General features: G+C 63.2%; 28 protein-coding genes. 17 read left to right on the forward strand and 11 right to left on the reverse strand.

Going from position 1 to position 23,726, the window contains the following annotated elements; translation table 11 throughout:
• The first annotated feature begins 1 nt into the window (after position 1).
• Both R9B85_RS17330 and tldD read left to right on the forward strand, forming a co-directional pair.
• Positions 2 to 853, forward strand: a complete 852-nt coding sequence (locus R9B85_RS17330; RefSeq protein ID WP_112250768.1) for a carbon-nitrogen hydrolase family protein — start codon at positions 2 to 4, stop codon at positions 851 to 853.
• Between the two features lie 2 nt (positions 854 to 855).
• Positions 856 to 2,295, forward strand: coding sequence for a metalloprotease TldD (tldD, locus tag R9B85_RS17335; protein ID WP_112250770.1), 1,440 nt, complete (start codon positions 856 to 858; stop codon positions 2,293 to 2,295).
• Positions 2,296 to 2,434: 139 nt separating this feature from the next.
• Here the strand turns inward: tldD and yjgA are convergent, their stop codons facing one another.
• Entirely contained in the window at positions 2,435 to 2,956 is a 522-nt protein-coding gene (gene yjgA / locus R9B85_RS17340) for a ribosome biogenesis factor YjgA (RefSeq protein WP_085623972.1), read from the reverse strand.
• Between the two features lie 108 nt (positions 2,957 to 3,064).
• On the opposite strand from yjgA, the gene pmbA reads away from it, so the two are divergent.
• The 4 genes from pmbA to R9B85_RS17360 all read left to right on the forward strand — a co-directional run bounded on the left by pmbA (position 3,065) and on the right by R9B85_RS17360 (position 7,114).
• Positions 3,065 to 4,411 (forward strand): metalloprotease PmbA, encoded by a 1,347-nt coding sequence (gene pmbA, locus R9B85_RS17345; protein ID WP_207877685.1) that lies wholly within the window; start codon positions 3,065 to 3,067, stop codon positions 4,409 to 4,411.
• 245 nt (positions 4,412 to 4,656) lie between these two features.
• Positions 4,657 to 5,058 carry a hypothetical protein gene (locus R9B85_RS17350; protein ID WP_025337819.1) on the forward strand — a complete coding sequence of 134 codons (402 nt, stop codon included), beginning with the start codon at positions 4,657 to 4,659 and terminating at the stop codon, positions 5,056 to 5,058.
• Positions 5,051 to 6,427: a class II fumarate hydratase gene (locus tag R9B85_RS17355; RefSeq protein ID WP_423770401.1), complete on the forward strand. Its 1,377-nt coding sequence runs from the start codon at positions 5,051 to 5,053 to the stop codon at positions 6,425 to 6,427. Before R9B85_RS17350 ends, R9B85_RS17355 begins: the two co-directional genes overlap by 8 nt.
• Positions 6,428 to 6,502: 75 nt before the next feature.
• On the forward strand, positions 6,503 to 7,114 hold the full coding sequence (locus tag R9B85_RS17360) for a superoxide dismutase (protein ID WP_112251137.1): 612 nt from the start codon (positions 6,503 to 6,505) through the stop codon (positions 7,112 to 7,114).
• Positions 7,115 to 7,559: 445 nt separating this feature from the next.
• Here the strand turns inward: R9B85_RS17360 and R9B85_RS17365 are convergent, their stop codons facing one another.
• The 10 genes from R9B85_RS17365 to R9B85_RS17410 form a co-directional block, all read right to left on the reverse strand.
• Positions 7,560 to 7,832: an HPr family phosphocarrier protein gene (locus R9B85_RS17365; protein WP_112250776.1), complete on the reverse strand. Its 273-nt coding sequence runs from the start codon at positions 7,830 to 7,832 to the stop codon at positions 7,560 to 7,562.
• Between the two features lie 19 nt (positions 7,833 to 7,851).
• Complete coding sequence (gene rapZ, locus R9B85_RS17370; RefSeq protein ID WP_112250778.1) at positions 7,852 to 8,706, reverse strand: RNase adapter RapZ; 855 nt, start codon at positions 8,704 to 8,706, stop codon at positions 7,852 to 7,854.
• A 2-nt stretch (positions 8,707 to 8,708) separates the two neighbouring features.
• Positions 8,709 to 9,173 (reverse strand): PTS IIA-like nitrogen regulatory protein PtsN, encoded by a 465-nt coding sequence (ptsN, locus tag R9B85_RS17375; RefSeq protein ID WP_015269060.1) that lies wholly within the window; start codon positions 9,171 to 9,173, stop codon positions 8,709 to 8,711.
• A gap of 12 nt (positions 9,174 to 9,185) precedes the next feature.
• The gene (gene hpf, locus R9B85_RS17380; RefSeq protein WP_003255135.1) at positions 9,186 to 9,494 is read right to left on the reverse strand and encodes a ribosome hibernation-promoting factor, HPF/YfiA family; all 309 of its coding nucleotides are present in this window, start codon (positions 9,492 to 9,494) and stop codon (positions 9,186 to 9,188) included.
• Between the two features lie 79 nt (positions 9,495 to 9,573).
• On the reverse strand, positions 9,574 to 11,067 hold the full coding sequence (locus R9B85_RS17385; protein WP_112250780.1) for an RNA polymerase factor sigma-54: 1,494 nt from the start codon (positions 11,065 to 11,067) through the stop codon (positions 9,574 to 9,576).
• Between the two features lie 175 nt (positions 11,068 to 11,242).
• Positions 11,243 to 11,968 (reverse strand): LPS export ABC transporter ATP-binding protein, encoded by a 726-nt coding sequence (lptB, locus tag R9B85_RS17390; protein ID WP_003255132.1) that lies wholly within the window; start codon positions 11,966 to 11,968, stop codon positions 11,243 to 11,245.
• Entirely contained in the window at positions 11,969 to 12,493 is a 525-nt protein-coding gene (gene lptA / locus R9B85_RS17395) for a lipopolysaccharide transport periplasmic protein LptA (RefSeq protein WP_112250782.1), read from the reverse strand.
• Positions 12,480 to 13,052: an LPS export ABC transporter periplasmic protein LptC gene (lptC, locus tag R9B85_RS17400; protein WP_046615766.1), complete on the reverse strand. Its 573-nt coding sequence runs from the start codon at positions 13,050 to 13,052 to the stop codon at positions 12,480 to 12,482. The genes lptA and lptC overlap by 14 nt, the downstream gene beginning before the upstream one ends.
• A gap of 8 nt (positions 13,053 to 13,060) precedes the next feature.
• Positions 13,061 to 13,585: a KdsC family phosphatase gene (locus tag R9B85_RS17405; RefSeq protein ID WP_423770402.1), complete on the reverse strand. Its 525-nt coding sequence runs from the start codon at positions 13,583 to 13,585 to the stop codon at positions 13,061 to 13,063.
• Positions 13,586 to 13,597: 12 nt separating this feature from the next.
• Positions 13,598 to 14,572, reverse strand: a complete 975-nt coding sequence (locus R9B85_RS17410) for a KpsF/GutQ family sugar-phosphate isomerase (protein ID WP_003257920.1) — start codon at positions 14,570 to 14,572, stop codon at positions 13,598 to 13,600.
• A 248-nt stretch (positions 14,573 to 14,820) separates the two neighbouring features.
• On the opposite strand from R9B85_RS17410, the gene R9B85_RS17415 reads away from it, so the two are divergent.
• The 11 genes from R9B85_RS17415 to R9B85_RS17465 all read left to right on the forward strand — a co-directional run bounded on the left by R9B85_RS17415 (position 14,821) and on the right by R9B85_RS17465 (position 23,714).
• The gene (locus R9B85_RS17415) at positions 14,821 to 15,630 is read left to right on the forward strand and encodes an ATP-binding cassette domain-containing protein (RefSeq protein ID WP_012270662.1); all 810 of its coding nucleotides are present in this window, start codon (positions 14,821 to 14,823) and stop codon (positions 15,628 to 15,630) included.
• A complete protein-coding gene (gene mlaE / locus R9B85_RS17420; protein WP_013971083.1) occupies positions 15,630 to 16,427 on the forward strand; it encodes a lipid asymmetry maintenance ABC transporter permease subunit MlaE in 798 nt (265 codons plus the stop codon). The genes R9B85_RS17415 and mlaE overlap by 1 nt, the downstream gene beginning before the upstream one ends.
• Entirely contained in the window at positions 16,427 to 16,912 is a 486-nt protein-coding gene (gene mlaD, locus R9B85_RS17425; protein ID WP_003257921.1) for an outer membrane lipid asymmetry maintenance protein MlaD, read from the forward strand. Before mlaE ends, mlaD begins: the two co-directional genes overlap by 1 nt.
• 9 nt (positions 16,913 to 16,921) lie before the next feature.
• Positions 16,922 to 17,569 carry an MlaC/ttg2D family ABC transporter substrate-binding protein gene (locus R9B85_RS17430; protein WP_112250785.1) on the forward strand — a complete coding sequence of 216 codons (648 nt, stop codon included), beginning with the start codon at positions 16,922 to 16,924 and terminating at the stop codon, positions 17,567 to 17,569.
• Positions 17,566 to 17,868, forward strand: coding sequence for an STAS domain-containing protein (locus tag R9B85_RS17435; RefSeq protein WP_207877681.1), 303 nt, complete (start codon positions 17,566 to 17,568; stop codon positions 17,866 to 17,868). Before R9B85_RS17430 ends, R9B85_RS17435 begins: the two co-directional genes overlap by 4 nt.
• Positions 17,869 to 17,985: 117 nt before the next feature.
• On the forward strand, positions 17,986 to 18,225 hold the full coding sequence (locus R9B85_RS17440) for a BolA family protein (protein WP_003255121.1): 240 nt from the start codon (positions 17,986 to 17,988) through the stop codon (positions 18,223 to 18,225).
• A gap of 23 nt (positions 18,226 to 18,248) precedes the next feature.
• Positions 18,249 to 19,514: a UDP-N-acetylglucosamine 1-carboxyvinyltransferase gene (gene murA / locus R9B85_RS17445; protein WP_133970395.1), complete on the forward strand. Its 1,266-nt coding sequence runs from the start codon at positions 18,249 to 18,251 to the stop codon at positions 19,512 to 19,514.
• A 167-nt stretch (positions 19,515 to 19,681) separates the two neighbouring features.
• Positions 19,682 to 20,317: an ATP phosphoribosyltransferase gene (hisG, locus tag R9B85_RS17450; RefSeq protein WP_003257924.1), complete on the forward strand. Its 636-nt coding sequence runs from the start codon at positions 19,682 to 19,684 to the stop codon at positions 20,315 to 20,317.
• A gap of 134 nt (positions 20,318 to 20,451) precedes the next feature.
• Complete coding sequence (hisD, locus tag R9B85_RS17455) at positions 20,452 to 21,777, forward strand: histidinol dehydrogenase (RefSeq protein ID WP_207877678.1); 1,326 nt, start codon at positions 20,452 to 20,454, stop codon at positions 21,775 to 21,777.
• Positions 21,778 to 21,779: 2 nt separating this feature from the next.
• Positions 21,780 to 22,826, forward strand: coding sequence for a histidinol-phosphate transaminase (hisC, locus tag R9B85_RS17460; RefSeq protein WP_423770403.1), 1,047 nt, complete (start codon positions 21,780 to 21,782; stop codon positions 22,824 to 22,826).
• Positions 22,827 to 23,063: 237 nt separating this feature from the next.
• The gene (locus R9B85_RS17465; protein ID WP_423770404.1) at positions 23,064 to 23,714 is read left to right on the forward strand and encodes a FadR/GntR family transcriptional regulator; all 651 of its coding nucleotides are present in this window, start codon (positions 23,064 to 23,066) and stop codon (positions 23,712 to 23,714) included.
• The last annotated feature ends 12 nt before the right edge of the window (positions 23,715 to 23,726 follow it).

Raw genomic sequence — 23,726 nt, forward strand, 5'->3', positions numbered from 1 at the left:
CATGAAGGCAGCTGTAATCCAGATGGTCAGCCAGGACGATGTGCTGGCCAACCTGCAGCGTGCCGGTGCCCTGCTGGAGCAGGCCGCGCTTGGCGGTGCGCGGCTGGCCGTGCTGCCGGAAAACTTCGCCGCCATGGGCCGCAAGGACGCCGCTGCCATCGGCCGCGCCGAAGCGTTGGGCGAAGGGCCGATCCTGCCATGGTTGAAACGCACCGCCCGCGACCTCAAGTTATGGATTGTCGCCGGTACCTTGCCATTGCCACCGGTCGGCCAGCCCGAAGCCAAGGCCCATGCCTGCTCGCTGTTGATCGACGAACACGGTGAGGTGGCGGCACGCTATGACAAGCTGCACCTGTTCGATGTGGACGTTGCCGACAACCGTGGCCGCTACCGCGAGTCCGATGACTACGCCCACGGCGCCCAGGTGGTGGTGGCTGATACGCCGGTGGGGCGGCTGGGGCTGAGCGTGTGCTACGACCTGCGCTTCCCCGAGCTGTACAGCGCACTGCGTGCCGCCGGCGCGGAACTGATCACTGCACCGGCCGCCTTCACTGCGGTAACGGGCGCGGCGCACTGGGAAGTGCTGGTACGCGCCCGGGCCATCGAGACCCAGTGCTACCTGCTGGCTGCGGCGCAAGGCGGGACTCACCCGGGGCCACGGGAAACCCATGGCCATGCGGCGATCGTCGACCCCTGGGGGCGCATCGTCGCGGAACAGGCGCAAGGTGAAGCGGTACTGCTCGCCGAGCGCGACATTGACGAACAAGCGTCCATCCGGGCGCGCATGCCGGTGGTATCGCACCGGCGCTTTTTCTCGCAGGGCGCGTTGCGGCCTGCGCACACCTCGGAGTGACTATGAGCCAGATGTTATCCACCGTCAGCGAGCAGCTCCTGGCCCCAGGCGGCTTGACCCTGGACAGCCTGCAGAGCGTGCTGGGTGAGTTGGCCGGCCCCGGCATCGACGCCGCCGACCTGTATTTCCAGGGGCAGATCTCGGAAACCTGGGCGCTGGAAGACGGCATCGTCAAAGAGGGCAGTTTCAACCTCGACCAGGGCGTGGGCGTGCGTGCCCAGTCCGGTGAAAAGACCGGCTTTGCCTACAGCAACGCGATCAACCTCGAAGCGCTGACCTCGGCCGCCCGTGCCGCCCGTTCGATCTCGCGTGCCGGCCAGAACGGCAAGGTGCAGGCCTTCCGCAGCCAGGATGTGGCCGCCCTTTATCCGGCGGACAACCCGCTGGATGTGCTCAGCCGTGCCGAGAAGGTCGAGCTGCTCAAGCGCGTCGACGCCGCCACCCGCGCCCTGGACCCGCGTATCCAGCAGGTCAGTGTGAGCATGGCCGGGGTCTGGGAGCGCATCCTGATCGCTGCGGCCGATGGCAGCCTGGCCGCCGACGTGCGTCCGCTGGTGCGCTTCAACGTCAGCGTCATCGTCGAGCAGAATGGCCGTCGCGAGCGGGGCGGGCAGGGCGGTGGCGGGCGTACCGACTACCGCTTCTTCACCGAAGAGCGGGTCATGGGCTATGCCCGCGAAGCGCTGCGCCAGGCCCTGGTGAACCTGGAGGCGATCCCGGCTCCGGCTGGTACCCTGCCTGTGGTGTTGGGTTCGGGCTGGTCGGGCGTGCTGCTGCACGAGGCTGTCGGCCATGGCCTGGAAGGTGACTTCAACCGCAAGGGCAGTTCGGCGTTCAGCGGCCGCATTGGTGAGAAAGTGGCGTCGAGCCTGTGCACCATCGTCGACGACGGCACCCTCGAAGGCCGCCGAGGCTCGCTGAGCGTGGATGACGAAGGCACCCCGACCGAGTGCACCACGCTGATCGAGAACGGAGTGCTCAAGGGCTACATGCAGGACAAGCTGAACGCACGCCTGATGGGCATGGCGGTGACCGGCAATGGCCGGCGCGAATCCTACGCGCACCTGCCGATGCCCCGCATGACCAACACTTACATGCGTGCGGGTGAAAGCGACCCGCAGGAAATCATCGCTTCGGTGAAGAAGGGCATCTACTGCGCCAACCTCGGCGGTGGCCAGGTGGACATCACCAGCGGCAAGTTCGTGTTCTCGACCAGTGAGGCCTACCTGATCGAAGACGGCAAGATTACCGCGCCGGTGAAAGGGGCAACCCTGATCGGCAACGGTCCGGAGGCGATGAGCCGGGTGTCGATGGTCGGTAACGACCTGGCGCTGGACAGCGGGGTAGGGACTTGCGGCAAGGACGGGCAGTCGGTGCCGGTGGGGGTCGGCCAGCCGACCTTGAAGCTGGATGCGATTACCGTGGGCGGTACAGGGGCGTGACGGCCATCTGGGACCGCTTTGCGGTCCTTTCGCGACGCAAGGCCGCTCCCACAGGGATTGCGCCATGCAGAAATGGCTGTGCACTTACTGTGGGAGCGGCCTTGTGTCGCGATTGGGTCGCAAAGCGGCCCCAGGGTGATCAGCGTAACCCGCGCTGCAGTTCGTCGAGGTCGCGGATGTACTTGAACACTTTGCGCGCGGCGGCAGGCGGCTTGTTCCGCGCCTTCTCGTGCTGGGCATGGCGTACCAGCGAGCGCAGCTGCTGGCGATCGGTGTCGGGGTACTCATTGACGAAGCGCTCGAGGTCTTCGTCGTTACCGTCGATCAGCCGGTCGCGCCAGCGCTCCAGGCTGTGGAAGCGCTCGTTGTACTGGCGAGTCGAGCTGTCCATCTGTTCGAGCAGGGCTTGGATGGCATCCAGGTCCTGCACGCGCATCAGCTTGCCGACAAACGACATGTGGCGTTTGCGGGCACCGTGAGCGGTGTGCTTGCTGGCTTCGGCCAGGGCCTTGCGCAGCTCGTCGGTCAACGGCAGGCGGGCCAGGGTATCGGCCTTGAGCGTGGTTAGGCGCTCGCCGAGTTCGACCAGCGCATGCAGCTCGCGCTTGATCTGGGTTTTGCTTTTTTCGCCGTCGAAGGCGTCGTCGTTTGAATCAACCATGGTGGCAGTCCGCTAGAAATCGCCGCCATGATAACCAGTCGGGGGCCGCTTGTCCGGCCCGGTCGTAGAATGACCCTCGCCGAACGCAGAATTTGAGTGGAGAGAACCATGAGTGCAGTCCAGAGCGTAGGTCCGAAAGACCTGCCAGCATTGCAGGAGCAGGTCGAGGCGATCATCGCCGAGGCGCGCCGCCAGGGGGCCAGTGCCTGCGAAGTGGCGGTGTCGCTGGAGCAGGGCCTGTCCACCACGGTACGCCAGCGTGAGGTCGAAACGGTCGAGTTCAACCGCGACCAGGGCTTTGGCATCACCCTCTATGTGGGCCAGCGCAAAGGCTCGGCCAGCACCTCGGCCAGTGGCCCGGAAGCGATCCGCGAAACCGTCACCGCCGCCTTGGCGATTGCCAGGCATACCTCCGAGGACGAATGTTCCGGCCTGGCCGACGCAGCGCTGATGGCCCGCGAGATCCCGGACCTGGACCTGTACCACGACTGGGACCTCGAGCCGGAGAAGGCCATCGAGATGGCCCTGGCCTGCGAGGCGGCGGCGTTCGACGCTGACCCGCGCATCCTCAACGCCGACGGCACCACCCTCAATACCCACCAGGGCTGTCGCGTGTATGGCAACAGTCATGGTTTCATCGGTGGCTACGCCTCAACCCGGCACAGCCTGAGCTGCGTGATGATCGCCGAAGGCGACGGGCAGATGCAGCGTGACTACTGGTACGACGTGAACCGCCAGGGCAACCTGCTGGCAGACCCGCGTAGCATCGGCGTGCGCGCTGCCCAGCGTGCCGCCAGCCGCCTGGGTGCGCGGCCGGTGCCGACGTGCGAGGTGCCAGTGTTGTTCTCGGCCGAGTTGGCCGGTGGCCTGTTCGGCAGCTTCCTGTCGGCCATCTCCGGCGGCAACCTGTACCGCAAATCCTCGTTCCTGGAGGGGACCATTGGCCAGCGGCTGTTCCCTGCCTGGCTGACCCTCGACGAGCGCCCGCATATTCCGCGGGCACTGGGCAGTGCCGCATTCGATGGCGACGGCCTGGCTACCTATGCCAAGCCGTTCGTCGACAAGGGCGAGCTGGTGTCGTACCTGTTGGGTACCTATTCCGGGCGCAAGCTGGGTTTGCCAAGCACCGCCAACGCCGGTGGCGTGCACAACCTGTTCGTCAGCCATGGGGTCGAGGACCAGGCGGCGCTGATCCGGCGCATGGGGCGCGGACTGCTGGTGACCGAGTTGATGGGACATGGCCTGAACATGGTGACGGGGGATTATTCCCGCGGCGCGGCAGGGTTCTGGGTCGAGAATGGCGAGATCCAGCACGCGGTGCAGGAAGTGACCATTGCCGGGAACATGAAAGACATGTTCCAGCAGATTGTCGCGATTGGCTGCGATCTTGAGACACGCAGCAACATTCACACCGGTTCGGTGCTGATCGAGCGGATGACCGTTGCTGGCAGCTGATCTTTAGCCTGTACCGGCCTATTCGCGGGTGAACCCGCTCCCACAAGTAATGCGCAGTCATCAAGTACGGCGCCGTCCCTGTGGGAGCGGGTTCACCCGCGAAGAGGCCGGTGCAGGCAGTAGAGATTTCTCAATGCAACAAAAAAGACCCGGCCCCCGCGCCGGGTTTTTTGTTTCATCATCTCCCTCTTGAAGTGATTATGTTTATCACTTAATAATGAATATCATTATCCAGTAACCCGGCGATGATGTTCATGAAACCCGTCCTCCGCGAACTGCCCTACCTGGAAAACTGGCGCTGGCTCAGCCGCCGCATCCGCTGTGCGCTCGAGCCCGACGAGCCGCGTCTGATCGAGCATTACCTGGCTGAAGGCCGCTATCTGGTGTGCTGCACCGAGACCTCGCCGTGGACGGTGGCACTGACCTCCTTCCGCCTGCTGCTGGATACCGCCTGCGACCGCATGCTGCCCTGGCATTGGCGCTGCCTGTGCCTGGACCAGGCCTGGCGCCCACTGCTGGACCTGCGCAACCTCGACCGCGAGGCGCAAAACCAGCGTTGGCAGCCCTATGCCCTGCAGTTGGCCAATTGCCGCCTGCTGCCGTCGATCTCTCCCGATGAACTGATGCAAGGATTTGATGATGAGTGATACCCGTATCGAGCGTGACAGCATGGGCGAACTGCAGGTGCCGGCCCAGGCCCTGTACGGTGCCCAGACCCAGCGCGCGGTCGACAACTTCCCGGTCAGCGGCCAGCGCATGCCGGCCCAGTTCATTCGCGCACTGCTGCTGGCCAAGGCCGCCGCAGCCAAGGCCAACGTCGAACTGGAGCAGCTGTCGAGCGCGCAAGGGCAGGCCATCGTAACCGCAGTCGAGCAACTGCTGGCGGGTGACTTCATCCAGCATTTCCCGGTGGATGTGTTCCAGACCGGCTCCGGTACCAGCTCGAACATGAACGCCAACGAGGTGATCGCCACGCTGGCCAGCCGCGTGCTGGGTGAGGCGGTCAACGCCAACGACCACGTCAACTGTGGCCAGAGCAGCAACGACATCATCCCGACCACCATTCATGTCAGCGCCGCTCTGGCCCTGCACGAGCAGCTGCTGCCTGCCCTGGCGCACCTGGTACAGGTGATAGAGGCCAAGTCGGCACAGGTGCATCCGTACGTGAAGACTGGTCGCACCCACCTGATGGACGCCATGCCAGTGCGCATGAGCCAGGTGCTCGATGGCTGGGCGGCGCAGATCAGTGGCGCCAAGGCACACATCGAAGCGACCCTGCCGAGCTTGCAGGCGCTGGCCCAGGGTGGCACTGCCGTGGGCACCGGCATCAACGCCCATCCACGGTTCGCTGCCGGTTTCGCCCATCAGCTCAGCGGCCTGACTCAGGTCGAGTTCACCCCCGGGCAGAACCTGTTCGCCCTGATCGGCTCGCAGGACACCGCCGTGGCCCTGTCTGGCCAGCTCAAGACTGCCGCCGTGGCGCTGATGAAGATCGCCAACGACTTGCGCTGGATGAACTCCGGCCCGCTGGCCGGGCTGGGCGAAATCGAACTGCAAGGTCTGCAGCCGGGCTCTTCGATCATGCCAGGCAAGGTCAACCCGGTGATCCCGGAGGCCACCGCCATGGTCGCCGCCCAGGTGATCGGCAATGACGCCACCATCGCCATCGCAGGCCAATCCGGCAACTTCGAGCTGAACGTGATGCTGCCGGTGATCGCCCGCAACCTGCTGGAGAGCATCGAACTGATGGCCAACGTCAGCCGCCTGCTCGCCGACAAGGCCATCGCCAGCTTCAAGGTCAACGAAAGCAAGCTCAAGGAAGCCCTGGCCCGCAACCCGATTCTGGTCACGGCGCTCAACCCGATCATCGGTTACCTCAAGGCCGCCGAAATCGCCAAGACCGCCTACAAGCAGGGGCGTCCGATCATCGATGTGGCGCTGGAGCATACCGACCTGTCGCGTGACCAGCTGGAAGCGCTGCTGGACCCGGAAAAACTCACTGCCGGTGGTATCTGACCCCGAGTCACGGCCCAAGCGCCAGCGATGGCCGCGTTGGTCATCGCCCAACCCATGCCTACGGAATTCACTGATATGCCCCATACCTTGCCTGCACTGCCTTACGCCTACACTGCGCTGGAACCGCACATCGACGCGCAGACCATGGAAATCCACCACTCCAGGCACCACCAGGCCTATGTCAATGGCCTCAACGCCGCCATCGAAGGCACCGAATGGGCTGAATGGCCGGTGGAAAAGCTGCTCGGCGCGGTCGGGCAATTGCCGGAAAACCTTCGTGGTGCAGTGATCAACCATGGCGGTGGGCACGCCAACCACAGCCTGTTCTGGACCGTGATGTCGCCGCAGGGTGGGGGAGAGCCGCAGGGCGCTCTGGCGCAGGCCGTCGACGCCCAGCTGGGCGGCTTCGCTGCCTTCAAGGAGGCCTTCACCAAGGCTGCGTTGACCCGCTTCGGCAGTGGCTGGGCCTGGCTCAGCGTGAGCCCGCAGAAAACCCTGGTGGTGGAAAGCAGCGGCAACCAGGACAGCCCGCTGATGCATGGCAACACGCCAATCCTCGGCCTGGACGTGTGGGAGCATGCCTACTACCTGAAGTACCAGAACCGTCGTCCGGAATACATCGGTGCCTTCTATAACGTCATTGACTGGGCGGAAGTGGAGCGCCGCTACCTCGAAACCCTGAAGTGAGTCTACCCGGTATGCGCTCTCAGATGATGTCTGTCAGCCGTGTGCGCCTGTTTCGCCTGGCGCTTGGGACTTTGCTGTTGCTGGCAGGCACTGCGCTGCTATTGGCGCGCGGCTTCGCCTGGTTGGACCTGGTCTGGCCAGCTTGGGGCTGTGCATCGGTTTGCGCCGGATGATGGGGCGTTCACCGGCTTCGCTGTGGGAGCGGCACATAACTCATTGAATTAGCGGGGACGCTGTGGAAGCGGCTTTAGCCGCGAACACCGGCGCAGCCGGTGCCATGCACCGCGTTGGATTCTTCGCGGCTAAAGCCGCTCCCACAGGGTACGCGTACCGCTTGCGAATTCAGTTCTCTACGCGATAGCGCAGCCCAAAGGACTGGGCAATCTCCCACAGGCGTTGTGCGCAAAAACGCTGTTCCCACACGGACCGTGCGGGCCAGCGAAATTCATTCGCCTTCGTCGAAGAAGTTGTTGATCAGCTCGACCAGCGCATCCATGGCTTCAACGTCCTGCTCACCTTCGGTATACAGGTGCACCTGGGTACCTTTGCCTGCTGCCAGCATCATCACCGCCATGATGCTCTTGCCATCCACCAGTTTGTCCGGTGCACGCCCAACCCTGACCTGGCAGGGGAAGCGGCCGGCAACGCCGACGAACTTGGCTGCCGCCCGGGCATGCAGACCCAGCTTGTTGATGATGGTGATTTCACGGGCGGGCATCGTGGGGCGGATCCTTGGGCTAGAGGTCGCGGTGGCGGACCTGGACGTTTTTCAGGGATTGCTGCAGCAACTGGCCAAGGCGCTCGGTGATGTACACCGAGCGGTGGTGGCCGCCGGTGCAGCCAATGGCAATGGTGACGTAGGCACGGTTGCTGGCGGCGAAGCGGGGCAGCCACTTGAGCAGGTAGCTGGAAATGTCGTTGAACATCTCTTCGACATCCGCCTGTGCGGCCAGGTAGTCGATCACCGGTTGCTCAAGGCCGGAGTGCTCACGCAGTTCGGGCTTCCAGTAGGGGTTGGGCAGGCAGCGCACATCGAACACCAGGTCGGCATCGACCGGCATTCCGCGCTTGAAACCGAACGACTCGACCAGGAACGCCGTTCCAGGTTCGGGCTGGTTGAGCAGGCGCAGCTTGATCGAATCACGCAGCTGGTACAGGTTCAGGCTGGTAGTGTCGATCTTCAGGTCGGCCAGGTCTGCAATCGGCCCCAGTAATTCGCTTTCCACCCGAATCGCTTCCGCGAGCGAGCGGTCGGCGTTGGTCAGCGGGTGGCGTCGGCGGGTTTCCGAGAAGCGCTTGAGCAGTACGTCTTCGTCGGCATCCAGGTACAGCACGTCGCACTGGATATGCCGGGCGCGGGCTTCTTCGAGCAACTCGGGGAAACGCGTCAGGTGGCTGGGCAGGTTGCGTGCGTCGATCGACACGGCAACCTTGGGTTGCAGTAATTCGGTGTTGATCAGCGCATTTTCCGCCAGCTGCGGCAGCAGCCCGGCGGGCAGGTTGTCAATGCAGTAGAAACCGTTGTCTTCCAGGACATCGAGGGCGGTGCTCTTGCCGGAGCCGGACCGGCCGCTGACGATGATCAGGCGCATGTTCAGTGCTCGTTCTGTACGTCCAGGACAACCTGGAACAGGGCCTCGCTGCTGGTGGCCGCACGCAGGCGATCACGGACCTCCTTGCGATCGAGCATGCTGGCAATCTGGCGCAGCAGTTCCAGATGGGCATCGGTGGCGGCTTCTGGCACCAGCAGGACGAACAGCAGGTCCACCGGCGCGCCATCGATGGCGTCGTAGTCGATAGGCGCTTCCAGGTGCAGCAGGGCGCTGACCGGAGCGGAACATCCTTCAAGCCGACAGTGCGGGATGGCGATGCCGTTGCCGAAACCGGTCGAGCCGAGTTTTTCCCGGGCGACCAGTTTTTCGAAGACGTCCTGCATCTCCAGTTCGGGCACTTGTTCGGCGATGACGGTGGCGACCTTTTCCAGGGCGCGCTTCTTGCTGCCGCCCGGCACGTTCACGAGGGAACGGCCGGGGGTCAGGATGGTTTCAAGTCGGATCATGGATGAGGGGGATCAGCGGGCGGCTGCACCTTGCAGCAGGCTTTGCTGTTTTTCCTTGTGTTTTTTCAGTTGGCGGTCGAGCTTGTCGGCCAAGGCGTCGATCGCTGCATACATGTCTTCGTGTTCGGCGTTGGCAACCACTTCGCCGCCGGGAATCTGCAAGGTCGCCTCGACCTTCTGCTGCAGCTTCTCGACTTTCATGATGACCTGCACGTTGGTGATCTTGTCGAAGTGACTTTCCACGCGAGCGAGCTTTTCAAGCACATAATCGCGCAGTGGCTGGGTGACTTCTACATGCTGTCCACTGATATTGACTTGCATACAGCTTCTCCTTTGTTGCCCGTGCATAAAGAGGCAGGTCTTGCACCTGCCCCACAAACGCTGTGGCACATCTCAGGGGCTACATCAGTCGCTTGCGCTCGCTCGACGGTGCGATGCCGAGGGACTCGCGGTACTTGGCGACGGTGCGACGGGCTACCTGGATGCCTTGTGCCTCCAGTAAACCAGCGATCTTGCTGTCACTCAATGGCTTTTTCTGATTTTCCGCCGCAACCAGTTTCTTGATGATCGCGCGGATCGCCGTAGACGAGCATTCTCCGCCTTCGGAGGTGCTGACGTGGCTGGAGAAAAAGTATTTCAGTTCGTAGATGCCACGCGGCGTGTGCATGTATTTCTGCGTGGTTACCCGCGAAATGGTCGACTCGTGCATGCCCACCGCTTCGGCGATGTCATGCAGCACCAGAGGCTTCATCGCTTCGTCGCCGTGGTCGAGGAAGCCGCGCTGGTGCTCGACGATCTGCGTGGCCACCTTCATCAGGGTTTCGTTGCGGCTTTGCAGGCTCTTGATGAACCAGCGCGCTTCCTGCAGCTGGTTGCGCATGAAGGTGTTGTCGGCGCTGGTGTCGGCCCGGCGCACGAAGCCGGCGTACTGCGGGTTGACGCGCAGGCGCGGAATGGCCTCCTGGTTCAGCTCTACCAGCCAGCGGTCGCTGTCCTTGCGTACGATGACGTCGGGTACCACGTACTCAGGCTCGCTGGACTCAATCTGCGAGCCGGGGCGCGGGTTGAGGCTTTGTACCAGCTCGATGACCTGGCGCAGCTCGTCTTCCTTGATTTTCATGCGACGCATCAGCTGGCTGTAGTCACGGCTGCCGAGCAGGTCGATGAAGTCGCTGACCAGGCGCTTGGCTTCGGCCATCCACGGGGTGCTCGCGGGCAGCTGGCGCAGTTGCAGCAACAGGCATTCGCCAAGGGTGCGGGCGGCAACGCCGGCTGGCTCGAACTGCTGGATGCGGTGCAGTACAGCTTCGACTTCGTCCAGCTCGATATCCAGCTCCGGGTCGAAACCGGCGCAGATCTCCTCGAGGGTGTCTTCCAGGTAGCCCTGGCCGTTGATGCTGTCGATCAGGGTGACGGCGATCAGGCGGTCGGTGTCGGACATCGGGGCCAGGTTGAGTTGCCACAACAGGTGGCTTTGCAGGCTTTCGCCGGCCGATGTACGGGTGGTGAAGTCCCACTCGTCGTCGTCGTTGCTCGGCAGGCTGCTGGCACTGGTCTGGTAGATGTCTTCCCAGGCGGTGTCGACCGGCAGCTCGTTGGGGATGCGCTCGCTCCACTCACCGTCTTCCAGGGTGTCGGCACTGGTGGTGCTTTCCTGGAAGCTGTTGTCCTGGACTTCGGCGGCCGGCTTGTTCTCGGCGTTGTCCGCCATCGGGTCGCTGTTGTCGAAGTCGTCGCCGTCTTCCTGACGTTCGAGCATCGGGTTCGACTCCAGCGCTTCCTGGATTTCCTGTTGGAGGTCCAGGGTAGAAAGCTGGAGCAGGCGGATGGCCTGTTGCAACTGCGGGGTCATCGTCAGTTGCTGGCCCATTTTTAGGACGAGCGATGGTTTCATGGCTGGGGCTTAATACCTTGTTCGCCGGCGCGCATGCGCCATCCACTACACGAGGGCGCCGGGGCGCCGGATAAAGCAAGTTTTATGCCTTAAATTGTAGCGTTTGCCTAGAGTACCGTAACAACTTTACCCGGGTTGCAGGGCAATTTGCCGGTACTCCAGGCGCGTGCCGGGCTCAGAGCCGGAACTCGTGGCCCAGGTAAACCTCTTTGACCAGGTCGTTGGCCAGGATGGTTTCGGCGTCGCCTTCGGCGATCAGCCGGCCATCATTGACGATATAGGCGGTTTCGCAGATATCCAGGGTCTCACGCACGTTGTGGTCGGTGATCAGTACGCCGATGCCCTTGGCCTTGAGGTGGTGGATGATCTGCTTGATGTCGCCGACCGAAATCGGGTCGACACCGGCAAACGGTTCGTCCAGCAGGATGAACTTGGGTGCGGTCGCCAACGCGCGGGCAATTTCCACGCGGCGGCGCTCACCACCGGAAAGGCTCATGCCGAGGTTGTCGCGAATGTGGCTGATGTGGAACTCCTGCAGCAGGCTTTCCAGCTCTTTGCGCCGGCCGTCGCGGTCGAGGTCCTTGCGGGTCTCGAGGATGGCCATGATGTTGTCGGCCACCGACAGCTTGCGGAAGATCGAGGCTTCCTGTGGCAGGTAGCCGATGCCGGCGCGGGCGCGACCATGCATGGGCTGGTGGCTGACATCGAGGTTGTCGATCAGCACGCGCCCCTGTTCGGCCTGGACCAGGCCGACGATCATGTAGAAGCAGGTGGTCTTGCCGGCGCCGTTGGGGCCGAGCAGGCCGACGATCTGGCCGCTGTCGATCGACAGGCTGACGTCACGCACGACCTGCCGCCCCTTGTAACTCTTGGCCAGGTGCTGGGCTTTGAGGGTTGCCATTTACTCGGCCTTCTTCTTGGGCTGGATCACCATGTCGATACGCTGACGCGGCGAAGTCACGTTGCCACCACGACCGGCGGTTGCCACCTGGGTCTTGGTGTTGTAGACGATCTTCTCGCCTTCGGTCGTGTTGCCTTCGTTCTCGACTTTGGCGCGGTCGGTGAGAACCACCAGGTCTTTCTGCGCCTGATACTGGATAGTCACGCCCCAGCCTTTCATCTTGTCCGGTTTGGCTGCGCTCTGCTGCTGCTCGAAGTAGGCCAGGTTGCCCACCGAGGTCACCACATCGATATCGCCGGAGGCGGAACGGGTGATGGTCACGGTGTTGCCTTTGATCATCATCGAACCCTGGGTGATGATCACGTCGCCGGTGTAGGTGGCCACACCCTGCTTGTCGTCCAGGTGGGCGTTGTCGGCCTGGATACGGATAGGCTGGTCACGGTCATTCGGCAGGGCGAGGGCGCTCGCGCTTCCCAGTGCTGCGCTCAGGCTGAGCAGAAGGGGGAGGGTTTTAACGAGCCTCATACTGTCCTCTTACGTTAGAGAGCAAGTCCATCTTGCCTTCTTTCAAATACGCTTTCATTCCTTTGCCCGTAGTTGTGCCACCGGCGCCGTCGATTCTAACGGCTTGCTCGGTCTGCGCATATTGCTTCTGCGGGAACACAGTCATGCGTGAGCTGGTAATGATCATTTCGCGCTGCTTTTCGTCGGTGCGGGCGACCCGTACGTTGTCGATCAGTTCGACTTCGCTGCCGTCCGGGTTGACTTCGGCGCGGGTGCTCTGCACATGCCAGGGATATTCGGTGCCGCGATACAGGTGCAGGTCCGGCGTGGTCAGCAGAGTGATTTCACTGGCCTTGAGGTGCTCGACCTTGTCTGCGGTCATTTCGTACTGCAGCTTGCCGTCGGGTAGGAACTGCAGGCTGTGGGCGTTGACCGCATAGTAGTCGATGGCGCTTTCGTCGACCTGGGCCACCGGCTTGTCGAGGAAGCTTTCCGGGCTGACATTCCAGTAGCCGATCGCTACCAGCAGCGCGGCGATCACTGCGAGCAGCGCAATGTTGCGGGCTTTCTTGCTGAACATGGGCAGCCTTACAGGTAATTGGCGTTGGCAGCGTCCAGGGTGCCCTGGGCGTGCATGATCAGTTCGCAGAATTCACGGGCTGCGCCTTCGCCGCCACGTGCCTGGGTCACGCCATGGGCGTGCTGGCGAACGAACGGAGCGGCATTGGCCACGGCCATGCCCAATGCTACCCGACGAATGACCGGCAGGTCGGGCAGGTCGTCGCCCAGGTAGGCCACTTGATCATAGCTTAGGCCCAGTTCGGCGAGCAGGCCGTCAAGCACGACCAATTTGTCCTCGCGCCCCTGGTACAGGTGCGGGATACCGAGGTTTTTCGCCCGGCGCTCGACCACAGGGGTCTTGCGCCCGCTGATGATCGCAGTGGTCACGCCCGAGGCCATGAGCATCTTGATGCCCTGACCGTCGAGGGTATTGAAGGTCTTGAATTCGCTGCCGTCCTCGAGGAAGTACAGGCGCCCGTCGGTGAGCACGCCGTCCACGTCGAACACTGCCAGCTTGATGTGCTTGCCGCGTTGCATGAGGTCCTGGTTCATTCCATCGCTCCTTTACATCACGCCGGCGCGCAGCAGGTCGTGCATGTTCAGCGCGCCGGTGGGGCGGTCTTCGCGGTCCACCACCACCAGGGCGCCAATCTTGTGGTCTTCCATGATCTTCAGGGCCTCGGCCGCGAGCATTTCGGCGCGGGCCGTCTTGCCGTGCACGGTCATGACCTGGTCGATCAGGGTGGTGTGGACGTCGATGTTGCGGTCCAGGCTGCGGCGCAGGTCGCCGTCGGTGAAGATCCCGGCCAGCTTGCCGTCGGCTTCGACGATCACGGTCATGCCCAGGCCTTTGCGGGACATTTCAAGGAGCGCGTCCTTGAGCAGGGTGCCGCGGGGCACCTGGGGCAGTTCGTCGCCGGCGTGCATCACGTTCTCCACCTTGAGCAGCAGGCGACGGCCCAATGCGCCACCCGGGTGCGAGAAGGCAAAGTCCTCGGCAGTGAAGCCGCGGGCTTCGAGCAGGGCAATGGCCAGCGCGTCGCCCAGCACCAGCGATGCGGTGGTGGAGGAGGTGGGGGCCAGGTTCAGCGGGCAGGCCTCTTGCTCGACGCGGGCGTCGAGGTTGACCTCGGCAGCCTGGGCCAGTGGCGAGTCCGGGTTGCCGGTCAGGCTTATCAGCTTGATGCCCAGGCGCTTGATCAGTGGCAGCAGGGTGACGATTTCGGCGGTGCTGCCGGAATTCGACAGGGCAAGGATGACATCATCGCGGGTGATCATGCCCATGTCGCCATGGCTGGCTTCGGCCGGGTGCACGAAAAACGCCGGTGTGCCGGTGCTGGCCAGGGTGGCGGCGATCTTGTTGCCGATGTGCCCGGACTTGCCCATGCCGACCACGACGACCCGGCCCTTGCTGGCCAGGATCAGTTCGCAGGCCTTGACGAAATTGTCGTCGATGCGCGCCAGCAGGGCCTCTACGGCCTCGAGTTCCAGGCGCAGGGTGCGTTGGGCGGATTGGATCAGCTCGCTGGATTGGCTCATGTCGAAAAAGCAGTGCCTGATGAAAAGGCGGCGATTATAGCTGCAATGGAAGAAACCCTCACGCTTTCGATTGCCGTGGTGAATGTCTCGCCAGCCTGTCGCAGGGCTGAACGAGTCGCTAGCCGACCTTGGGGCGGCGCTGTCAGCGGTGCTATAGTTCGCCGCTATTCGGCCTGCCAGGGGCGCTTGTGCCTTCCAGATGAAGGCCGACGTCCATTAGGACGAGGCTGCACTAGCAAGGAGTCTAGATGAGTGTGGATAGCGCCTACGCGGTCGAGTTGAAGGGGGTTACCTTCAAACGCGGTTCGCGCAGCATTTTCAGCAACGTCGACATTCGCATCCCGCGCGGCAAGGTCACCGGTATCATGGGGCCATCGGGTTGCGGCAAGACCACGTTGCTTCGCCTGATGGGCGCGCAGTTGCGCCCCTCCAGCGGTGAGGTCTGGGTTGCCGGGCAGAACCTGCCGACGTTGTCGCGCAGCGACCTGTTCGACGCCCGCAAGCAGATGGGCGTGCTGTTCCAGAGCGGCGCGCTGTTCACCGATCTCGATGTGTTCGAGAACGTCGCGTTCCCGCTGCGCGTGCATACCCAGCTGTCGGACGAGATGATCCGCGATATCGTGCTGATGAAGCTGCAGGCCGTGGGGCTGCGCGGTGCCATCGACCTGATGCCCGATGAGCTGTCCGGTGGCATGAAGCGCCGTGTGGCGCTGGCCCGGGCGATTGCCCTTGACCCGCAGATCCTCATGTACGACGAACCGTTCGTCGGCCAGGACCCGATCGCCATGGGTGTATTGGTGCGTCTGATCCGCCTGCTGAACGACGCCTTGGGTATCACCAGCATCGTCGTTTCTCACGACCTGGCGGAAACTGCCAGCATCGCCGACTACATCTATGTGGTAGGTGATGGCCAGGTGCTGGGCCAGGGGACGCCTGACGAGCTGATGGGCTCGGACAACCCCCGTATTCGCCAGTTCATGAAGGGCGATCCGGACGGCCCGGTGCCTTTCCACTTCCCTGCGCCTGACTACCGCGCCGACCTGCTGGGAGCGCGTTGATGCGCAGAAAATCCTTACTCGAACGCGTCCGCCTGCTGGGGCGCTCGGCCATCGACGTGCTGGCCGTGCTGGGGCGCTCCTGCCTGTTCCTGTTCCATGCGCTGATCGGCCGTGGCGGCATTGGTGGCGGCTTCCAGCTGCTGACCAAGCAGCTGTACTCGGTGGGCGTGCTGTCGCTGGCGATCATCGTCGTGTCCGGGGTGTTCATCGGCATGGTGCTGGCGCTGCAGGGCTTCAGCATCCTGACCAAGTACGGCTCGGAGCAGGCAGTGGGGCAGATGGTTGCCCTGACCCTGCTGCGCGAGCTCGGCCCGGTGGTGACGGCGTTGCTGTTCGCCGGCCGTGCCGGTTCGGCGCTGACCGCAGAAATCGGCAACATGAAGTCCACCGAGCAGTTGTCGAGCCTTGAAATGATCGGCGTCGACCCGCTCAAGTACATCGTTGCGCCGCGCCTGTGGGCCGGTTTCATCTCGCTGCCGTTGCTGGCGCTGATTTTCAGCGTGGTCGGTATCTGGGGTGGCTCGTGGGTGGCGGTGGACTGGCTGGGCGTCTACGAGGGCTCGTTCTGGGCCAACATGCAGAACAGTGTTTCGTTCACCGACGACGTGCTCAACGGGCTGATCAAGAGCCTGGTATTTGCCTTCGTCACGACCTGGATCGCCGTATTCCAGGGGTACGACTGTGAGCCCACTTCAGAAGGGATCAGCCGTGCCACCACCAAGACCGTGGTCTATGCCTCGTTGGCAGTGCTGGGTCTGGACTTTATTCTGACCGCCTTGATGTTTGGAGATTTCTGATGCAAAACCGCACCCTGGAAATCGGTGTCGGCCTGTTCCTTCTGGCCGGGATCCTGGCGCTGCTGCTGCTCGCCCTGCGTGTCAGCGGGCTGTCGGCCAGCCCGAGCAGCGATACCTATAAAGTTTATGCCTACTTCGACAATATCGCCGGTTTGACGGTCAGAGCTAAAGTGACCATGGCCGGTGTGACCATCGGCAAGGTTACCGCCATCGATCTGGACCGTGATTCCTACACCGGTCGAGTGACGCTGCAACTGGACAAGTCGGTGGACAACCTGCCGACCGACTCCACGGCCTCGATCCTCACTGCCGGGTTGCTTGGCGAGAAGTACATCGGCATCAGCGTGGGCGGTGAGGACCAGGTGCTCAAGGACGGCGGGACCATCCACGACACCCAGTCGGCGCTGGTGCTGGAAGATCTGATTGGCAAGTTCCTGCTCAACTCCGTTGGCAAGGAACCGAAAGAAGCGCAACCGGCTAATTAAGGAGTTTCCATGATTTCGATCCTGCGACGTGGCCTGCTGGTCCTGCTGGCGGCCTTCCCCCTGATGGCAATGGCCGCGCAGTCGCCGCACGATGTGGTGCAGAGCACCACCACCGAACTGCTGGGTGAGCTCAAGGCCAACAAGGAGCAGTACAAGTCCAACCCGCAAGCGTTCTACGACACCCTTGACCGGATCCTCGCGCCCGTGGTGGATGCCGACGGTATTTCCAAAAGCATCATGACCGTCAAGTATTCGCGCAAGGCCACCCCCGAGCAGATGCAGCGCTTCCAGGAAAACTTCAAGCGCAGCCTGTTCCAGTTCTACGGTAACGCGCTGCTGGAGTACAACAACCAGGGTATCGTCGTAGACCCGGCCAAGGCCGATGACGGCAAGCGCGCCTCCGTAGGCATGAAGGTCACCGGCAACAATGGCGCCGTGTACCCGGTGCAGTACACCCTGGAAAATCTGGGTGGCGAATGGAAAGTGCGTAACGTGATCGTCAACGGCATCAACATCGGCAAGCTGTTCCGCGACCAGTTCGCCGACGCCATGCAGCGCAATGGCGGCGACCTGGACAAGACCATCGACGGCTGGGCCGGCGAAGTGGCCAAGGCCAAGCAGGCTGCCGACAACTCGCCAGAGAAGACCGTCAAATGAGTGAGGCCGGTGTAAGCATGGCCGAGCCGGGCGTGCTGCGCCTGGAAGGCGTGCTGGACTATCGCAGCGGGCCGGCCCTGCGCAAGCAGGGCAAGGCGCTGATCGCGGCCTGCCGCGAGGCGCAGATGGTGCTCGATTGCTCGGCAGTGCAGCGCTCCACCAGTGTCGGCCTGTCGTTGCTGCTGGCTTTCATGCGCGATGCCCAGGCCACCGGCAAGGGGTGCCTGGTGCGCGGCATGCCCGACGACATGCGGGAAATTGCCGAGGTCTATGACCTCGATGAAGTGCTGGCAACCTGATGGCCCGGCACGGATGATGGCCCCTCGGTCAGCGAAGCCCTCGTTGGGCTTCGCAGGCGAGGGGCTTTTTTGTATGATGGCCGACCCGTGCGCATCGGGCGCCGATTGAGGTTGAGCATGCAGGCCGTAGAAGTTAAAAGCTTCCTTGAAGAGAAATTGCCGGGTTCCCGGGTCGAAGTTGAAGGCGAAGGCTGCAACTTCCAGTTGAACGTGATCAGCGACGAGTTGGCTGGCCTGAGCCCGGTCAAACGCCAGCAGGCGATCTATGCTCACCTGAATCCGTGGATCGCCAATGGCAGCATCCATGCGGTAACCATGAAATTTTTCAGCAGCGCAGCCTGGGCTGAGCGCACCTGAGCCAACGTGGCGGCGAGATTCCAATGGACAAACTGATTATTACTGGCGGCGCTCGCCTTGATGGCGAGATCCGTATTTCGGGCGCGAAGAACGCAGCCCTGCCGATTCTGGCGGCGACCCTGCTGGCCGACGGCCCGGTCACCGTGGGCAACCTGCCGCACCTGCACGACATCACCACCATGATCGAGCTGTTCGGCCGCATGGGCATCGAGCCGGTGATCGACGAAAAGCTGGCGGTCGAGATCGATCCTCGCACCATCAAGACCCTGGTCGCGCCTTACGAGCTGGTCAAGACCATGCGCGCCTCGATTCTGGTGCTGGGCCCGATGGTCGCCCGTTTCGGCGAGGCCGAAGTGGCCCTGCCTGGCGGTTGCGCCATTGGTTCGCGTCCGGTCGACCTGCACATCCGTGGCCTCGAGGCCATGGGCGCGAAGATCGAAGTCGAAGGCGGCTACATCAAGGCCAAGGCGCCTGAGGGTGGCCTGCGCGGTGCGCACTTCTTCTTCGACACCGTCAGCGTGACCGGTACCGAGAACATCATGATGGCCGCAGCCCTGGCCAAGGGCCGCAGCGTGCTGCAGAACGCCGCGCGCGAGCCGGAAGTGGTCGACCTGGCCAACTTCATCAACGCCATGGGTGGCAAGGTTCAAGGTGCGGGTACCGACACCATCGTCATCGATGGCGTCGAGCGCCTGGCTTCGGCCAGCTACCGGGTGATGCCGGACCGTATCGAGACCGGTACCTACCTGGTTGCCGCTGCCGTGACCGGTGGCCGCGTCAAGGTCAAGGACACCGACCCGACCATCCTTGAAGCAGTACTGGAAAAACTCAAGGAAGCCGGCGCCGACATCAACACCGGCGAAGACTGGATCGAGCTGGACATGCACGGCAAGCGGCCGAAAGCCGTCAACCTGCGTACCGCCCCGTACCCGGCGTTCCCGACCGACATGCAGGCGCAGTTCATCTCGCTCAACGCCATTGCCGAAGGCACCGGTGCAGTGATCGAGACGATCTTCGAAAACCGCTTCATGCACGTCTACGAAATGCACCGCATGGGCGCGCAGATCCAGGTCGAAGGCAACACTGCCATCGTCACTGGCGTCAAGGCGCTGAAAGGCGCCCCGGTAATGGCCACCGACCTGCGTGCTTCCGCCAGCCTGGTGCTGTCGGCGCTGGTAGCCGAAGGCGATACCCTGATCGATCGCATCTACCACATCGACCGTGGTTACGAGTGCATCGAAGAAAAACTGCAGATGCTGGGCGCGAAGATCCGTCGCGTACCGGGCTAGTAGCCCTTCGGCATACCGTGTGGGAGCGGGCTTGCCCGCGAATACCGGCAGAGCCGGTGCCATGCACCGCGCTGGTTGCTTTGCGGGCAAGCCCGCTCCCACAATGAATCAAATGCGGTCGGGCTCGACGCCCGGCCGGCAGTAGCCGCTTAAGGACCGACGTTCCAATGTTGACCATCGCGCTTTCCAAAGGCCGTATTCTCGACGATACCCTGCCGTTGCTGGCCGAGGCCGGTATCGTGCCGACCGAGAACCCGGACAAGAGCCGCAAACTGATCATCCCCACCACGCAGGACGATGTGCGCCTGCTGATCGTGCGTGCCACCGACGTGCCGACCTATGTCGAGCATGGTGCCGCCGACCTGGGTGTGGCCGGCAAGGATGTGCTGATGGAGTACGGCGGCCAGGGCCTATACGAGCCCCTGGACCTGCAGATTGCCCGTTGCAAGCTGATGACCGCTGGCGTAGTCGGCGCACCCGAGCCCAAGGGCCGTCTGCGCGTGGCTACCAAGTTCGTCAACGTAGCCAAGCGCTACTACGCCGAACAGGGCCGCCAGGTCGACATCATCAAGCTGTATGGCTCGATGGAGCTGGCACCGCTGATCAACCTCGCCGACAAGATCATCGACGTTGTCGACACCGGCAACACCCTGCGTGCCAACGGCCTGGAGCCCCAGGAACTGATCGCCACGATCAGCTCGCGCCTGGTGGTCAACAAGGCCTCCATGAAAATGCAGCACGCCCGTATCCAGAGCCTGATCGACACGCTGCGCGGAGCGGTCGAATCGCGACACCGCGGCTGACTCACTACCTTCTGTGCGCGACCTTCGCTGTCGCGCCCGTCTATCCGCGTCATAGCCATTTTTCTCGGGTGCCCGCGCGGATGGACTGGTAGCCTAGGGCGCCTGAGCATTCGCCATTAATCGAGGCCCTCGCCATGACCGTGTCCACTGCAATTGCCCGTCTCAACGCTGCTGATCCGGATTTCGCCCGACATCTGGATCATCTGCTGAGCTGGGAAAGTGTGTCCGATGACGCGGTCAACCAGCGGGTGCTCGACATCATCAAGGCCGTGCGCGAGCGTGGCGATGCCGCATTGGTGGAGTTCACCCAGCGTTTCGATGGTGTCGACGCCAAATCGATCGACGACCTGATTCTCGGTCGCGAGCGCCTGGAACTGGCCCTGACCCGCATTACCCCGGTCCAGCGCGAAGCCCTGGAAAAGGCTGCCAACCGTGTGCGCATGTATCACGAGCGGCAGAAACAGGACTCCTGGCAGTACACCGAGGCCGACGGCACCGTGCTGGGCCAGAAGGTCACCCCGCTGGACCGCGCCGGCCTGTATGTGCCGGGTGGCAAGGCGTCATACCCGTCGTCGGTACTGATGAACGCCATCCCGGCCAAGGTTGCCGGCGTGGCCGAAGTGGTAATGGTTGTGCCGACCCCGCGTGGCGAGATCAACGAGCTGGTGCTGGCGGCTGCCTGCATCGCCGGTGTCGACCGGGTGTTCACCGTCGGTGGCGCCCAGGCTGTCGCCGCGCTGGCCTACGGTACCGAAAGCGTGCCGCAGGTGGACAAGATCGTCGGCCCGGGCAACATCTACGTCGCCACCGCCAAGCGCCACGTGTTCGGCCAGGTGGGTATCGACATGATCGCCGGCCCGTCGGAAATCCTCGTGGTGTGCGACGGCCAGACCGATCCGGACTGGATCGCCATGGACCTGTTCTCCCAGGCAGAGCACGACGAAGATGCCCAGGCCATCCTGGTCAGCCCGGACGCCGCCTTCCTCGACCGCGTTGCCGCCAGCATCGACAAGCTGCTGCCGACCATGGAACGTGCCGAGATCATCGAGAAGTCGATCAATGGCCGTGGCGCGCTGATCCAGGTGCGTGACATGCAGCAGGCCATTGAAGTGGCCAACCGCATTGCACCGGAGCACCTGGAGCTGTCGGTGGCCGAGCCGCAGGCCTGGCTGCCGCACATCCGCCACGCTGGCGCAATCTTCATGGGCCGCCACACCAGCGAAGCGCTGGGCGACTACTGCGCAGGGCCCAACCACGTGCTGCCGACCTCTGGTACCGCGCGTTTCTCGTCGCCACTGGGGGTGTATGACTTCCAGAAGCGTTCGTCGATCATTTTCTGCTCCGAGCAGGGGGCGTCCGAGCTGGGCCACACCGCCTCGGTCCTGGCCCGTGGCGAGTCGCTGACCGCACACGCCCGCAGCGCTGAATACCGCATCCTGACCCAAGAGAAGGGGAACTGAACATGAGTCGATTCTGGAGCCCCTTCGTCAAGGACCTGGTGCCTTACGTGCCGGGCGAGCAGCCCAAGCTGGCCCGCCTGGTCAAGCTGAACACCAACGAAAACCCCTACGGCCCGTCGCCCAAGGCGCTGGAAGCCATGCGCGGCGAGCTGAACGACAATCTGCGCCTGTACCCGGACCCGAATGGTGACCGGCTGAAGCAGGCAGTGGCCGAGTACTACGGCGTAACCCCGGCACAAGTGTTCGTCGGCAACGGCTCGGACGAGGTACTGGCGCACATCTTCCACGGCCTGTTCCAGCACGACGCGCCGCTGCTGTTCCCGGACATCAGCTACAGCTTCTACCCGGTGTACTGCGGCCTGTACGGTATCGCGTTCGAGCAGGTGGCGCTGGACCAACAGTTCCAGATCCGCATCGAGGACTACAACAAGCCCAACGCCGGCATCATCTTCCCCAACCCCAACGCGCCGACCGGCTGCCTGATGCCGCTGCAGGCGGTGGAGCAGTTGCTTCAGGCCAACCGTGATTCGGTGGTGGTGGTCGATGAAGCCTACATCGACTTCGGTGGTGAAACGGCGATCAGCCTGGTGGGCCGCTACGACAACCTGCTGGTTACCCAGACCCTGTCCAAGTCGCGCTCGTTGGCCGGGCTGCGGGTTGGCCTGGCGGTGGGCCACCCGGACCTGATCGAGGCGCTGGAGCGGATCAAGAACAGCTTCAACTCCTACCCGCTGGACCGTGCGGCGATTGTTGGCGCGGCGGCGGCGTTCGAGGACCGCGAGTACTTCGAGGAAACCTGCCGCAAGGTGATCGACAGCCGCGAGGTTTTGGTCGGGCAGCTGCAGGGCAAGGGCTTCGAAGTGCTGCCGTCGGCGGCCAACTTCATCTTCGCCCGCCATCCGCAAAAAGACGCCGGTGAGCTGGCTGCACGCCTGCGCGAGCAGGGCGTGATCGTGCGCCACTTCAAGCTGCCGCGCATTGCCCAGTTCCTGCGCATCACCATTGGCACGCCAGAGATGAACCAGGCGTTGATCGATGCGTTGAACTGACGGTATCGTCGCCGCTTCCACGGGGTAAACAGGCCCTGGAGAAGCAACTTTCTTTACTGACTGTGCTGGCCTCATCGCCGGCAAGCCAGCTCCCACAGGTACTGCACATGGCTTGAGGTCGGTGCGGTCAATGTGGGAGCGGGCTTGCCGGCGATTGCGTCAGTACAGGCAGCGCAATGACAAACCCCTTGCTCGCTAGTAAGCTAAGCTAATTCATCGGATGATTGGTTGAGTTACGTGAGCACCGAATTGAACAAGCGTTCACTGGTCGAGCTGGCCGTCGAGCGCATGCGCGAACGGATCATGCTTGGCGACTGGCAAGTCGGTCAGCGCCTGCCGACCGAGCCGGAACTGGCCCTGCAACTGGGCATCAGTCGCAACACGGTGCGTGAGGCCATGCGCGTGCTTGCGTTCAGTGGCCTGGTGGAAGTTCGCCAGGGCGACGGCAGCTACCTGCGCACAGCCCAGGACCCACTACAGGCGGTGCAGGCGATGTCGCGCTGTACGCCCGAGCAGGCCCGTGAAACCCGGCACATCCTCGAAGCCGAGGCCATCGGCCTGGCTGCATTGCGCCGAACCGATGCCGACCTGCAGGCACTGCGTGATGCCCTGGCCAACAGTGCCGGGCATTTTCACGGTGATATCGATGCCTACGTGGCCTGCGACCTGGTGTTTCACCAGCGGCTGGTCGATGCTGCCCATAACCCAGCCTTGAGCGAGCTGTACCGGTACTTTTCCGGGGTGGTGGCGGCCGCGCTGCAGCACAACATGGCGACCGTGCCGCGCTGCCAGGCCACGTTCGACCTGCATGGGCAAATCCTTGCCGCCATCGAGCAACGCGATGCGGAGCAGGCCAAGCGCCTGAGCCGTACTCTTATCGAATCCTGACTCCGAGAAAGC

The sequence above is a fragment of the Pseudomonas sp. NLJ1 genome (genome assembly GCF_049486705.1).
Taxonomy (GTDB): domain Bacteria; phylum Pseudomonadota; class Gammaproteobacteria; order Pseudomonadales; family Pseudomonadaceae; genus Aquipseudomonas; species Aquipseudomonas inefficax.

What these genes read in the sequence shown, in the direction of transcription:
- R9B85_RS17330 (WP_112250768.1), top strand. Translation starts at nt 2, where the DNA reads ATGAAGGCAGCTGTAATCCAGATGGTCAGCCAGGACGATGTGCTGGCC.
- tldD (WP_112250770.1), top strand. Translation starts at nt 856, where the DNA reads ATGAGCCAGATGTTATCCACCGTCAGCGAGCAGCTCCTGGCCCCAGGC.
- yjgA (WP_085623972.1), bottom strand. Translation starts at nt 2,956, where the DNA reads ATGGTTGATTCAAACGACGACGCCTTCGACGGCGAAAAAAGCAAAACC.
- pmbA (WP_207877685.1), top strand. Translation starts at nt 3,065, where the DNA reads ATGAGTGCAGTCCAGAGCGTAGGTCCGAAAGACCTGCCAGCATTGCAG.
- R9B85_RS17350 (WP_025337819.1), top strand. Translation starts at nt 4,657, where the DNA reads ATGATGTTCATGAAACCCGTCCTCCGCGAACTGCCCTACCTGGAAAAC.
- R9B85_RS17355 (WP_423770401.1), top strand. Translation starts at nt 5,051, where the DNA reads ATGAGTGATACCCGTATCGAGCGTGACAGCATGGGCGAACTGCAGGTG.
- R9B85_RS17360 (WP_112251137.1), top strand. Translation starts at nt 6,503, where the DNA reads ATGCCCCATACCTTGCCTGCACTGCCTTACGCCTACACTGCGCTGGAA.
- R9B85_RS17365 (WP_112250776.1), bottom strand. Translation starts at nt 7,832, where the DNA reads ATGCCCGCCCGTGAAATCACCATCATCAACAAGCTGGGTCTGCATGCC.
- rapZ (WP_112250778.1), bottom strand. Translation starts at nt 8,706, where the DNA reads ATGCGCCTGATCATCGTCAGCGGCCGGTCCGGCTCCGGCAAGAGCACC.
- ptsN (WP_015269060.1), bottom strand. Translation starts at nt 9,173, where the DNA reads ATGATCCGACTTGAAACCATCCTGACCCCCGGCCGTTCCCTCGTGAAC.
- hpf (WP_003255135.1), bottom strand. Translation starts at nt 9,494, where the DNA reads ATGCAAGTCAATATCAGTGGACAGCATGTAGAAGTCACCCAGCCACTG.
- R9B85_RS17385 (WP_112250780.1), bottom strand. Translation starts at nt 11,067, where the DNA reads ATGAAACCATCGCTCGTCCTAAAAATGGGCCAGCAACTGACGATGACC.
- lptB (WP_003255132.1), bottom strand. Translation starts at nt 11,968, where the DNA reads ATGGCAACCCTCAAAGCCCAGCACCTGGCCAAGAGTTACAAGGGGCGG.
- lptA (WP_112250782.1), bottom strand. Translation starts at nt 12,493, where the DNA reads ATGAGGCTCGTTAAAACCCTCCCCCTTCTGCTCAGCCTGAGCGCAGCA.
- lptC (WP_046615766.1), bottom strand. Translation starts at nt 13,052, where the DNA reads ATGTTCAGCAAGAAAGCCCGCAACATTGCGCTGCTCGCAGTGATCGCC.
- R9B85_RS17405 (WP_423770402.1), bottom strand. Translation starts at nt 13,585, where the DNA reads ATGAACCAGGACCTCATGCAACGCGGCAAGCACATCAAGCTGGCAGTG.
- R9B85_RS17410 (WP_003257920.1), bottom strand. Translation starts at nt 14,572, where the DNA reads ATGAGCCAATCCAGCGAGCTGATCCAATCCGCCCAACGCACCCTGCGC.
- R9B85_RS17415 (WP_012270662.1), top strand. Translation starts at nt 14,821, where the DNA reads ATGAGTGTGGATAGCGCCTACGCGGTCGAGTTGAAGGGGGTTACCTTC.
- mlaE (WP_013971083.1), top strand. Translation starts at nt 15,630, where the DNA reads ATGCGCAGAAAATCCTTACTCGAACGCGTCCGCCTGCTGGGGCGCTCG.
- mlaD (WP_003257921.1), top strand. Translation starts at nt 16,427, where the DNA reads ATGCAAAACCGCACCCTGGAAATCGGTGTCGGCCTGTTCCTTCTGGCC.
- R9B85_RS17430 (WP_112250785.1), top strand. Translation starts at nt 16,922, where the DNA reads ATGATTTCGATCCTGCGACGTGGCCTGCTGGTCCTGCTGGCGGCCTTC.
- R9B85_RS17435 (WP_207877681.1), top strand. Translation starts at nt 17,566, where the DNA reads ATGAGTGAGGCCGGTGTAAGCATGGCCGAGCCGGGCGTGCTGCGCCTG.
- R9B85_RS17440 (WP_003255121.1), top strand. Translation starts at nt 17,986, where the DNA reads ATGCAGGCCGTAGAAGTTAAAAGCTTCCTTGAAGAGAAATTGCCGGGT.
- murA (WP_133970395.1), top strand. Translation starts at nt 18,249, where the DNA reads ATGGACAAACTGATTATTACTGGCGGCGCTCGCCTTGATGGCGAGATC.
- hisG (WP_003257924.1), top strand. Translation starts at nt 19,682, where the DNA reads ATGTTGACCATCGCGCTTTCCAAAGGCCGTATTCTCGACGATACCCTG.
- hisD (WP_207877678.1), top strand. Translation starts at nt 20,452, where the DNA reads ATGACCGTGTCCACTGCAATTGCCCGTCTCAACGCTGCTGATCCGGAT.
- hisC (WP_423770403.1), top strand. Translation starts at nt 21,780, where the DNA reads ATGAGTCGATTCTGGAGCCCCTTCGTCAAGGACCTGGTGCCTTACGTG.